The 10,908-nt window shown below is 62.2% G+C and carries 10 protein-coding genes; 5 read left to right on the top strand and 5 right to left on the bottom strand.

Annotated features, from left to right (window positions below):
- Positions 1-54: 54 nt before the first annotated feature.
- The 5 genes from RA19_RS01055 to RA19_RS01035 form a co-directional block, all read right to left on the bottom strand.
- The gene (locus RA19_RS01055) at positions 55-789 is read right to left on the bottom strand and encodes an SDR family NAD(P)-dependent oxidoreductase (protein WP_039158759.1); all 735 of its coding nucleotides are present in this window, start codon (positions 787-789) and stop codon (positions 55-57) included.
- Complete coding sequence (locus RA19_RS01050; protein WP_039158758.1) at positions 786-1,520, bottom strand: SDR family NAD(P)-dependent oxidoreductase; 735 nt, start codon at positions 1,518-1,520, stop codon at positions 786-788. Before RA19_RS01050 ends, RA19_RS01055 begins: the two co-directional genes overlap by 4 nt.
- Before the next feature lie 15 nt (positions 1,521-1,535).
- Complete coding sequence (locus tag RA19_RS01045; protein ID WP_039158757.1) at positions 1,536-2,639, bottom strand: mandelate racemase/muconate lactonizing enzyme family protein; 1,104 nt, start codon at positions 2,637-2,639, stop codon at positions 1,536-1,538.
- A gap of 37 nt (positions 2,640-2,676) precedes the next feature.
- Positions 2,677-3,228 (bottom strand): TetR/AcrR family transcriptional regulator, encoded by a 552-nt coding sequence (locus RA19_RS01040; protein ID WP_039158755.1) that lies wholly within the window; start codon positions 3,226-3,228, stop codon positions 2,677-2,679.
- Between the two features lie 125 nt (positions 3,229-3,353).
- Positions 3,354-4,910, bottom strand: coding sequence for a trimethylamine methyltransferase family protein (locus tag RA19_RS01035; protein WP_039158753.1), 1,557 nt, complete (start codon positions 4,908-4,910; stop codon positions 3,354-3,356).
- Positions 4,911-5,390: 480 nt separating this feature from the next.
- Between RA19_RS01035 and repA the strand changes: the two genes are divergently transcribed.
- From repA to RA19_RS01010, 5 genes are all read left to right on the top strand, one after another.
- On the top strand, positions 5,391-6,566 hold the full coding sequence (gene repA, locus RA19_RS01030) for a plasmid partitioning protein RepA (protein WP_039158751.1): 1,176 nt from the start codon (positions 5,391-5,393) through the stop codon (positions 6,564-6,566).
- Entirely contained in the window at positions 6,566-7,540 is a 975-nt protein-coding gene (gene repB, locus RA19_RS01025) for a plasmid partitioning protein RepB (protein WP_039158829.1), read from the top strand. The genes repA and repB overlap by 1 nt, the downstream gene beginning before the upstream one ends.
- Positions 7,541-7,722: 182 nt before the next feature.
- Entirely contained in the window at positions 7,723-8,865 is a 1,143-nt protein-coding gene (gene repC, locus RA19_RS01020) for a plasmid replication protein RepC (RefSeq protein WP_052261595.1), read from the top strand.
- Positions 8,866-9,231: 366 nt separating this feature from the next.
- Positions 9,232-9,498: a metal-sensing transcriptional repressor gene (locus tag RA19_RS01015; protein WP_039158749.1), complete on the top strand. Its 267-nt coding sequence runs from the start codon at positions 9,232-9,234 to the stop codon at positions 9,496-9,498.
- 4 nt (positions 9,499-9,502) lie between these two features.
- Entirely contained in the window at positions 9,503-10,828 is a 1,326-nt protein-coding gene (locus tag RA19_RS01010) for an MFS transporter (protein WP_039158747.1), read from the top strand.
- Positions 10,829-10,908: the final 80 nt, after the last annotated feature.

Genomic DNA, 10,908 nt, shown 5'->3' with positions numbered 1-10,908 from the left:
TTTTTGACCAGAAAGAAGCGGGATCCCGGGCTGTGCAAGCCCGGGTCCATTTTTCTAAGGCAGACTCAGCTTGGCCATGCGGCCGCCGTCGACGGTGTAGACCTGGCCGGTGATGAAACCGGCTTCCTCTGATGCCAGAAAGGCCACCAGCGCCGCGACTTCTTCCGGTTTGCCGGTGCGGGCGGCCGGGTGGATGCCGGCGATATCGCGGCGGAAGGCCTCCGGGTCGGGCATTGCTTCGATGAAATCCAGATTCAGTTCGGTGTCGATCCAGCCCGGCGCCACCGCGTTGCAGCGGATGCCTTCGGGACCGTGGTCCACCGCTACTGCACGGGTGAGGCCGTGAAGACCCGCCTTGGAGGCGCAATAGGCGGCGTGGCCGGGGTTGCTGCCGAGACCTTCTATGGAGCCTGTATTGACGATGCAGCCCTTGGTTTTGCGCAAGTAAGGCAGGGCCGCCTGGATCATCAGAAAGGGCGAGGTCAGGTTCACCGTCATGCTGCGCTGCCAGTCGGCGAGAGTCATGTCCTCGACGCGGGCCTCCTGCATCATGCCCGCATTGTTGACCAGCACATCGAGACGCCCTGCCCGGCTGACGGCTTCGGTGACCACCTGCGCCGGGCTGTCCGGGTCAGTGAAGTCGGCGGCGATTGCCTCAAACTCTTCATCCACGCCGCGCTGTGCGGTGAAGACGCGGGCGCCTTCGTCCGCCAAGCGCCGGGCGATGGCCTGGCCGATGCCGCTGCGGCCGCCGGTGACCAGTGCAACCTTGCCCTGAAACCGGCTCATGACACCGGTTTCCCGCCGTTCACCTCCACCAGTGCGCCGCACATGTAGCGGGCGGCATCCGAGGCCAGGAACATCACCACGTCCGCGATGTCTTCCGGCTCGGCGATGCGGCCCAGAGGTACGGATTTGCCCAGTTCTTCCACTGCCTTGTCCGGGTCGAATCCGCGTTTGGCAAAACCCGAGCGCAGCATCGGGGTATTCACCTCGTTCGGGCAGACCGCGTTGATGCGGATGCCCTGGTGGGCGTGGTCCATGCCCATGCATTCCGTCAGCGAGGCAATTGCTGCCTTGGTCATGCAATAAAGCGCGTGGTTCGGCCCCGGTGCCTTGCCGCCCCAGCACGACGACGTATTGACGATGGCACCGCCGCCGGTTTGTGCCATCAGCGGGATCGCGGCGCGGCAGATGCGGAAGGGCGCCTCGACGTTCACACCCATCGACAGGTCCCAGTCGGCGTCCGAGGTCTCAGTCACCGGGCCGCGGGTGATGACGCCGGCGTTGTTGATCACGATGTCGAGGCCTCCAAGCGCCTCAGCTGCCGCTTGCGGCAGCGCGTTGGAATATTCTGCGTCCAGCAGGTCGCCTGGCAGATGAGCCTCCGCCTCGATACCGCTGGTGTTGCGGTCAGCGACCGCCACCTTGGCGCCGGCTGCGCGCAGGCGCTGAACGATGGAGGCGCCGATGCCGCCCGCCGCGCCGGTGACCAGCGCGCATTTTCCTTGGAATTCCATGATCCTCTCTCTCGCTTAGAAGGAGGCTACCGGCGCGCCGAACAGGCTCTCGTCCGGAGTGATGCCGAGGCCCGGGCCTTGCGGCACAGCGATATGTCCGCCTTCGATGCGGATGCCGTTTTCCGCATCGTAATTGCCCTCGATATAGGGGGCGGCCAGCCAGACGCCTTCCAAGTTGCCAGGCTTCACGGTGGTGCCGATGTGGGTGCAAGCGGCGGCGATGATGTCGCCGCCCCAGCTGTCGTCGCAGGTGTGCGGCAGGTTGCGGGCCTCGCAGATGTCGCGGAAGGCGCGCATTGGCTGCAGGCCGCCGATGCGGGTGACTTTCATGCCGAAGCCGTCGACCAGGCCGGTGCCAGCCGCGGTGATCACCGTGTTCAGGCTGGTGCTGTTTTCATCCATGTAGAGGCCATGGGAGATTTGCGGGCGGATTTTCTGCAGGTCTTCCAGCGTGTTGCAGGGCTGCTCCATGATGAAGGGGATCTCGGGGCACTCGCGGCTGACGCGCAGAGCGTCGCGGGTGGCCCAGCCGCGGTTGCCGTCTACCGCCAGCTTCATGCCGGAGCCCCGGACCTTCTCCCAAACCTTGCGGATGGTTTCGATGTCCATCTCCACCGGGCGGCCACCGACCTTGATCTGCAGGCGGGGATAGCCCTCAGCCAGTTTTTCCGCCGCCAGGCGGGCAATGTCATCGGGCGCGCCGACGCCGGTAGCGTAGTAGGAAGGTACCCGGTCCGTGGCTGCGCCGCCCAAAAGGTCCGAGACGCTGACACCCAGATGCTTGCCCAGAAGGTCATGCACGGCGATGTCGATAGCGGCCTTGGCGTAGTTGTGGCCGGTCAAGAGCCCGTCCATGCGGCGGTGCAGGGTCATGGGCGCCACTTCGGCGCCGATCAAACCCTCGCCCATTGCGATCAGTGCGGCACGGGCGCCTCCGGCGTGGGATTCCGCGTAGGTCGGGCCGACAGGGCAGGTTTCACCCCAGCCGACCTGGCCGTTGTCCGCCACCAGCTTCACCAGCGTGGTATCAAGCGCCCAGACCTCGGCGTTGGCCATGGTGTAGGGGCCGTTCTTGACCGGAAGATCGTGCTGATAGATGTGGATTTCTGCGATTTTCATGGTTGTTTCCCGAGTTGGAGTAAATTGGCTGGCGGTGTCATTCGATCCCCGCTGCCAGTAGAATGGTTTTGCCGCTGCGCAGGGCGGTGGCAGCGGCGGCCTTGGGGCCGTGGAACCGGGCAGCCTCGGTCAGCCCTTCGTGCAGCAGGAACAGCGCCGCTGAGAGGGCTTCCGCGTCGCACTCCGGTGCCGTGTGCAGCAGGCGGGCACGGAATTGCGCCTGCAGCCGGGCCTTATGGCCTTCAACCGCTTGGCGGATTGCGTCGCTGTCCGGATAGGCGGCGAGTGCATTCAGAAACAGGCAGCCGGTGCTGGAAACCTGCTCCAGCCAGCCGCCAAGACGCACCAGCGGATAGAGCACATGCGCTGCCCCCTGCCCCGGGCCTCCGGCGATCCAGTCGCTGTAGGCCTGGTCGCGGTAGTCCAGTGCACCGACTACCATCGCCTCACGGCTGGGGAAGTATTTGTAGAGCGTCCTGAGCGACACATCCGCCCCGGCGCGCAATGCTTCGACGCCCTGGGTGGCAAACCCCATTTCGGCAAACTGGCGGTCCAGGCTCTCGGCGATTCTGTGCTGTGTCTCTGTCATGCCCGCACGGTAGAGCGATCGCTCTACACCCGACTTGCAGAATTCCGACCCCTGCCCCGGCATCAACCGACACAAAAAAAACCCGCCCTTTGCAGGGCGGGTCAGTCTGGGGAGGAGAGGTTGGATCAGTAATCCTGGTTCAGCTCGTCCGCGGCTGGGATTTCCCGTTCACGGCGCGCGATATAGTCCAGCAGTTCTTCGTTCTTGGCCTCGTCCAGCTTCGGCTCCTGGTATTCCGCCAGCAGCTTCTTGGCGTGGGTCAGCGCACGCTCGGTGATTTCAATGCCCCCCTCAGCCTGCCACTGCTCGATCGAGTTGTTGTCGAACATCTCAGGCATGAAGAACGCCTGCTGGAAGTTCTCCTGGGTATGCGGGTGGCCCAGATAGTGGCCGCCTGGGCCGACGTCCGGCACTGCCGCAATCGCCTGGTCGAAATCGTCCCATTTCGGGCCTTCCGCCATCCGGTAGGCCATGGCGCATTGCTCGGCGTCGACGATAAACTTGGCAACCGAGCAGTGCATGCCAGCCTCGTTCCAGCCTGCCGAGTGCCAGATGTAATTGGCGCCAGCGTGCATGACGGCGGACAGGGTGGTGGCAGATTCGTAACCCGCCTGCGCGTCGAAAGTTTTGGCGCCGCCCAGGGTGTTCGAGGTCCGCCATGGCACATCGTAGTAACGCGCCATCTGGCCGATCATGAAGTTCATCAGGCTGATCTCCGGTGTGCCCGCCATCGGCGCGCCGGATTTCATGCTGACGGTCGACAGGTAGTGGCCGTAGATCGCCGGGGTGCCCGGATTGCAGACCTGAGTATAGGCCAGCGCCGACAGCGCTTCTGCGTTCAGCTGCGCGACCGAAGCCGCAACCGAGGCCGGGGTGTTGGCGCCGCCCAGAACGAAGGGCGAGCACAGCACCGGCTGGCGGCGCTTGCCGAACGCCCGCATCGCGCCCAGCATGGTCTCATCCCAGACCAGCGGCGAGTTGCCGTTGCAGTTACCGGTGGTTACGGGATTGTTCATGATGAAGTCTTCGCCGAACAGGATGGCGCACATGTCCATCACATCCTCGGCGTTCTTGGGCGAGGTGGTCATGCCCATGAACGTCTTGTCCGAGTATTTCATCGACGAATAGGTGATGCGCAGGTGGCGCTGGCTGATCGGATGGTCGTAAGGCTCAACGATATGGTGCGCCGACGAATGCAGGGCCGGCATCATATGCGCCAGCTTGTGGAACATCGCCAGGTCTTCCAGCAGCGGGTTGCGGCGCACGTCGTCCAGGTCGCGCAGGAAGGGCGCGCCGGTCATCGGCACGAAGATCGAGTTTTTGCCGCCCAGGCGCACGTTCTTCTTCGGGTCGCGCGCGTGATAGGTGAAATCACTGGGGATGGTCTTGATCAGCTCGCGCACCAGCCCGCGGTCGAGGTAGACCAGCTCGCCGTCGACCTTGGCGCCGGCGCGTTTCCAGTCTTCCAGCGCGATGGGGTCGCGGAACTGCACACCCACGTTTTCCAGGATGTCCATCGACGCGTTGTCGATCTTTTCGACCTGGCTGGCGTCCATCACCTCGCACAGGGGGATATTGCGGGTGAGGCCGGGCAGCATGTCGAATTTCGGCGCGGTGCGCAGGGCGCGGCGGGCGTGGCGGCCGCCGGAACGCGAGCGGGTCGCGGTAGCTTGCTCAGTCATGGCAGTGTTCTCCTTTGGCGGAGAGTTTGGCGATGATGACGCAGGCCGGCGTGCAGGATTCCGAAATCCGCTTGCAAAAACCGACACTCCATTTGCTGGAACCGTCTTTACCTCGCCCGGTTTTTTTAGGCCGCGTCCAGGCAGGGGCTGCGAAACGGGATATTAGAGCCTAAACCGCCGGTTTTCCCGGACTCTTCCGCACCGGGCGACTCGGCCAGTGGCCGTCTTTTGCGCATCATGCATACTGGCGGCAAAAAATTATCCACAGGCCGGGTCGTTATCTAAGCGTTCGATTATAATTATATTTTTCAACAACTTGGAAGAGTTTCAATGGCTGGTTTCAAAGCCCGGATGCAAACTGAACACCGGGCTTGCAACCTGTAACTGAAGGAATCTATTGCACAACTGCGTTCGCATTGCGTATAGAAACGATAAATAAAGCGCTGACGCAAAACAGCGTTACTATCGAGAGGGCAGCAGTTGGCAGTAGCACTCCACATCAATCAGCGAATCCGCGAGAACGCGGAAAACCTCAGTGCGGCCCTTGAAAGCCACATGCTGGCGAGTTTTGCGCCGGATGCAAGGAAGGAATTGCGCCTGTTCAGCGCCGGTGAGGCGGCGGAGATGCTGGGCATCTCTCCCAGCTTCCTGCGCAAGCTGCATTTTGATGGCAAATTCCCCGAGGTGCACACCACTCCTGGAGGCCGCCGCCACTATTCCGCGGCTGATCTCCTGGAAATGCGCAAGATCCTGGATGCCTCGGCCAAGACGCCGGGCACCTACCTCCGCGGGCGCCGTGAGGGCGACAAGGTGCAGGTGCTGTCGTTCCTGAACTTCAAAGGCGGATCCGGCAAAACCACGTCCTCTATTCACACCGCACAGCGGCTGGCCCTGAAAGGCTACCGGGTGCTGGCCGTGGATATCGACCCGCAGGCCTCGCTGACGACGCTTTTCGGCTACCGTCCTGAGGTCGATTTCCTCGAAACAGGGACGATTTATGACGCAATCCGCTATGGTGACCCCCTGCCCCTGCGCCAAATCATCCAGCAGACCTATTTCAGCGGCCTGGACTTGGCGCCTGGCGGGCTGATCCTGCAGGAATTCGAGCATGAGACGCCGCAGGCGCTCTTGAACAACGTGCAGCCTGCGTTTTTCTCGCGCATGGCCGCCGCGCTGGCGGAGGTCGAGCAGGACTACGACGTGATCATCTTCGACTGCCCGCCGCAGCTGGGCTATCTGACGATGTCGGCTCTTTGTGCGTCGACCGGCGTGGTGATCACCGTGGTGCCCAACATGCTGGACATCGCCTCGATGTCGCAATTCCTGCAAATGAGTGCCGAATTGCTCGACGTAGTGTCTAATGCGGGCGCTTCGCTGGAGTTTGACTTCCTGCGTTTCCTGATCAACCGATACGAGCCCAACGACGGCCCGCAGCAACAGGTGGTTGCGTTCATGCGGCAATTGTTCGGCGAAGAAGTGATGGTTGCGCCAATGCTGAAATCCACGGCGATTTCCGACGCTGGCCTTACCCAGCAGACAGTTTACGAGGTGGAGAGATCGCAGTTTCACAGGTCAACCTACGACCGTGCGGTGGATTCACTCAACCAAGTGAACGATGAGATAGAGTCGCTCCTTCAACAAGCATGGAGGCGTTGATGGCACGCAAAGGCATCCTGAGCACAGCCCTGAACCCGCAATCTCCAGCAGCACCCGCCGCAAAGCCTAAGATGATGCCGCGCGGCGCAGTCGGAGCGCTGCAATCCTCGCTCAGCAAGCTGCAAGAGAGCGCGGTGCAAGAGGTGGACACGGCGCTGATCGACGATGCGGGGTATGAAGACCGCCTCGGGCTCGACGGGGCAGCGATGAACCAGCTGAAAGAAAGCCTGCAGACCTACGGTCAGCAGGTTCCGGTGCTTTTGCGCCCGCATCCCAAGGCGCCCGGGCGCTATGAGATCGTCTATGGCCGCCGCCGCCTGCGGGCGCTGCGCGACCTTGGCCTTCCGGTCAAGGCGATGGTGCGGCAGCTGGATGACCACGCGCTGGTGATGGCCCAGGGCCAGGAAAACACCTCGCGCCAGGATCTGAGCTTTATCGAGAAAGCTTCCTTTGCGGCACAGCTGCAAAGTGACGGCTACGACCGGCAGACAATTGCCGCAGCGCTGTCGATCGACCTGCCGATGGTGTCGCGGATGCTGAAAGTCGGCAACGCGTTTGAGCTGCCCTTCCTGCGCTTGATCGGCTCTGCCCCCGGCATCGGCCGCGAGCGCTGGATGGCGCTGGTCAAGCTGTTTGAGGACCCGGCCGCCAAGGCGCGCGCGGTCACCATGACCAACAGGCCGGATTTTCTGACACATGACTCGGACGGACGGTTCGATGCGGTTCTGCAGCACGCGCAAAACGCGCCGCAGGAGCAAAAACCGGTCCCTGCCCCGCCGAAAACCCGCGCCCTGCCCGGCAGCAACGGCGCCGCGGTGGCGGGTATCAAGTCCACCGCCAAAGGCATCACCTTGACCATCTCCGCCAAGGACGCGCCCGGGTTCGACACCTGGTTCGACGAAAATGCGGAGCGGATCATGATCGAACTTCACGGCCGCTGGCAGCAAGACCAGCCTGAGCAGCCGGAAGACTGAGCAAGAGCAGAGAAAACAGGACAGGAGGCACGAAGCCCGGACAAAAGAAAAGCCCCCCAGGACATTACATCCCAGAAGGCCGTTCTCAGATTTAGCACCTTTGGAATAGCCTCTCAGACTCGTCACTGTCAACTCCATGCGCTGCATGGGGGCGGGTATTTTTTGTCTTTCGTGAAAAAAAGATGGAACATGCGTCCCAAATCGCATTTGGGCGGATGGATCAGTGCGGCCAGCTGGCGGATACTCACGACAAGTGGGATCTTCTGGCTGCGCTCACCCATGCCGCTGAGGAATTCGGACTGAGCCACCGCACGCTGGGCGTGCTGAAGGCGCTGATGACGTTCTTCCCCGACCGCGGTATCCCGGCTGAGCCGGATTCAGCCGTTGTCTTCCCCTCGAACCGGAAGCTGATGGAGCGGCTGAACGGCATGCCCGAGAGCACCCTGCGCCGTCACCTGGCCAGCCTCACCAGCATCGGGATTGTCAGCCGCAAAAACAGCCCCAACCGCAAGCGCTATGCCCGCCGGGCCAGCGGTAATTGCCAGCTGGCCTTTGGTTTCGATCTCTCCCCCCTCGCCCGCCATGCCGGTCAGATTTTCGACGCCGCGCTGACCGCCAAATCCCAGGCTGAGTATCTGGCCCTGCTGCGGGAGAACGTGGCCGTCCTGCGGCAGAAACTGATCGAAGCCACGTCGGGGCAAGCTGAGGATCTTCTGGAAAGCGTCCGCAAGTTGCTTCGGCGCAAGCCCTGTAAAGACGCGCTGAGCCAAGCCGCCGAAGCATTGCAGGCGGAAATTGCGGCACTTCCCGCAGCAGAGGAACAGAGCCCCCCTACCCTGCCCGCGACCGGATTGAGCGACAGCGGCAGCCAAAATGAGCGGCACATACAGGATTCAGATAAATCTGTTTTTGACTCTGAAGAGCACATGGCTGCTGACAAAAAAAACAAAACCCAAAGCCATCCGGCCGCAAAGGGCTCTGCAGAGAAGGGCGTTGAGCTGGCAGATGTGCTGCGCGCTTGCCATGAGTTCCAGTCCTTCTTCCCGGGTCAGCTGCAGAATTGGCAGCAAGCCGACAGAGTGGCTGAGACATTGTCACCGATGATGGGCATCGATATGCCAGTTCTCAGCGACGCTCGAGCTGCTATGGGCCGAAAGGATGCGGCCACGGCAGTGTTCTGCATTCTCGAGAAAATGGGTACCATCCGCAGCCCCGGAGCCTATCTGCGGCGCTTGGCACAAAAAGCAAGGAACGGCCAGTTCTCTACCGCTCCGATGCTCCAAGCACTGCTTAACGGACCAGTGCAGCAGCCAATTGCCAGCTAACGGGTGTGCTTGTGTCCGCACTGGCACGGGTTGGAAAACAGGCTGTCTGCATGATGGATGTAGAGAAGTGATTGCCGCGCTGACAGCCTCTGTAGAGGCCGTTCCCGGGCGAATTGTCAGCTGACAATTCTGCCGTGTCCTTGAGCCCTAAAAGAGCCGGTTGTCCGAACGCTGGTAAAATGGCTCCCCATCTTGCTTCGGTGGAAAAGTTGCAGGGCGTCTTTGCCGCTGGCCAATGGAATTGTCAGCTGACAATTTCCTTCACTACGCTTCGCTGTCCGGCTGTCCCGCTGTCCGGCTGTCCGGCTGCACGGCACTGCTGCCGCACCGTTTGACTCATCCCCCCTAGGGGGATAGGCAAAAAGCATGTCACACACACATGAAACCCACCCGAAGACCATCGCCCGTCTCAAGCGCGCCAATGGCCATCTGGCAAAAGTGATCTCGATGATCGAGCAGGAAGCGCCCTGCCTGGATATTGCCCAGCAACTGCAGGCGGTAGAAAGCGCGATCACCAACGCCAAACGCGCGTTGATCCATGACCACATCGACCATTGCCTGGTGCCCGGCGGCAGTCCGGAAGACGGCGCGGCGATGCTGGACAACCTGAAATCCATCAGCAGGTATTTATGAGCCTATGTTAGCCATTCTGAGGAACCGGACCTACCGGCACTTATTCCTGGCTCAGATCGTTGCCCTGACCGGCACCGGACTGGCCACTGTTGCGCTTGGCCTGTTGGCCTTTGACCTGGCGGGCGACCGCGCCGGGCTGGTGCTGGGCACGGCGCTCACGATCAAGATGGTGGCCTATGTCACCGTGGCACCAGTTGCCGCCGCCTTTGCCGAACGGCTGAACCGTCGGCGCATGCTGATCACCCTGGATATGGTCCGCATGGCGGTGGCGGTTTGCCTGCCGTTCGTCAATGAAGTCTGGCAGATCTATGTGCTGATCTTTGTGCTCCAGTCTGCCTCGGCCGGGTTTACACCGGCCTTCCAGGCCTCGATCCCCGATGTGCTGACCGATGAAAAGGACTACACCCAGGCGCTGTCTCTGTCGCGGCTTGCGTTTGAGCTGGAAAGCCTGGCGAGTCCGATGCTGGCCGCTGCGCTGCTGCTGCTGGTGAGTTCCGGCACGTTGTTCTGGGGCACTGCCGCGGGGTTTGCGGGTTCGGCGCTGCTGCTTTTGTCCATCGCATTGCCATCGCCGCAACCATCCCAGCCGCGGCCGATCTACGAGCGTACCACCCGCGGCATCCGCAACTATCTGAGAACGCCGCGGCTGCGCGGACTCTTGGCGCTGAACTGGGCGGTGTCGGCGATGGGCTCGATGGTGATCGTCAACACGGTGGTTCTGGTGCGGGGCGGGATGGGCCTGCCGGAGAGTTCGGTTGCCTTGGCGCTGGCGGGATTCGGCGGCGGCTCGATGCTGGCGGCGCTGTCTCTGCCGCGGCTTATGGAGCGCTTCTCTGACCGCACTGTGATGCTGGCAGGCGCCGCATTGGGCACTGGCGCACTGGCTGTCTTGTCCCTGGCTGCCTTTGCGCTGCCGCTGAGCTTTGGCCTGCTGGCAATTGGATGGGTGGTAATTGGACTGGGCTATTCCACCATTCTCACACCTTCAGGCAGGCTGCTGGCCCGCTCAGCCCACGCCGCGGACCGGCCCGCGATTTTTGCTGCGCAGTTCACTCTGTCGCATGCCTGCTGGCTGATCTTCTACCCGCTGTCGGCCTGGCTGATGGCATCTTTTGGGGCAGGGGTGGCGATGCTGTCGCTGGCGGCGCTGGCGCTGGCCGGGCTGGCGGCGGCCTGGCGGTTGTGGCCGCAAAACAGCTCGGCCGCGGTGCCGCACAGCCACGCCGATCTGCCGCCGGACCATCCGCATTTGCAAGGGGCCCAGCCGCATGCGCATCCGATCATCATTGATGATCTGCATCCCCAGTATCCAAAGACAGGGCTGAGCTGAACAGGCTTTCCCAGGCCGCCCGCGGACCTTCCTGTTCCCGGGCGGCCTCATTTCTTTTCTCACTTTATGACTAGACATAA

This window comes from Leisingera sp. ANG-M1, from assembly GCF_000813745.1.
In the GTDB taxonomy this organism is placed as follows: Bacteria; Pseudomonadota; Alphaproteobacteria; order Rhodobacterales; family Rhodobacteraceae; genus Leisingera.
This window is presented reverse-complemented; position numbering and strand designations above follow the sequence as displayed.

What these genes read in the sequence shown, in the direction of transcription:
- RA19_RS01055 (WP_039158759.1), bottom strand. Translation starts at nt 789, where the DNA reads ATGAGCCGGTTTCAGGGCAAGGTTGCACTGGTCACCGGCGGCCGCAGC.
- RA19_RS01050 (WP_039158758.1), bottom strand. Translation starts at nt 1,520, where the DNA reads ATGGAATTCCAAGGAAAATGCGCGCTGGTCACCGGCGCGGCGGGCGGC.
- RA19_RS01045 (WP_039158757.1), bottom strand. Translation starts at nt 2,639, where the DNA reads ATGAAAATCGCAGAAATCCACATCTATCAGCACGATCTTCCGGTCAAG.
- RA19_RS01040 (WP_039158755.1), bottom strand. Translation starts at nt 3,228, where the DNA reads ATGACAGAGACACAGCACAGAATCGCCGAGAGCCTGGACCGCCAGTTT.
- RA19_RS01035 (WP_039158753.1), bottom strand. Translation starts at nt 4,910, where the DNA reads ATGACTGAGCAAGCTACCGCGACCCGCTCGCGTTCCGGCGGCCGCCAC.
- repB (WP_039158829.1), top strand. Translation starts at nt 6,566, where the DNA reads ATGGCACGCAAAGGCATCCTGAGCACAGCCCTGAACCCGCAATCTCCA.
- repC (WP_052261595.1), top strand. Translation starts at nt 7,723, where the DNA reads ATGGAACATGCGTCCCAAATCGCATTTGGGCGGATGGATCAGTGCGGC.
- RA19_RS01015 (WP_039158749.1), top strand. Translation starts at nt 9,232, where the DNA reads ATGTCACACACACATGAAACCCACCCGAAGACCATCGCCCGTCTCAAG.
- RA19_RS01010 (WP_039158747.1), top strand. Translation starts at nt 9,503, where the DNA reads ATGTTAGCCATTCTGAGGAACCGGACCTACCGGCACTTATTCCTGGCT.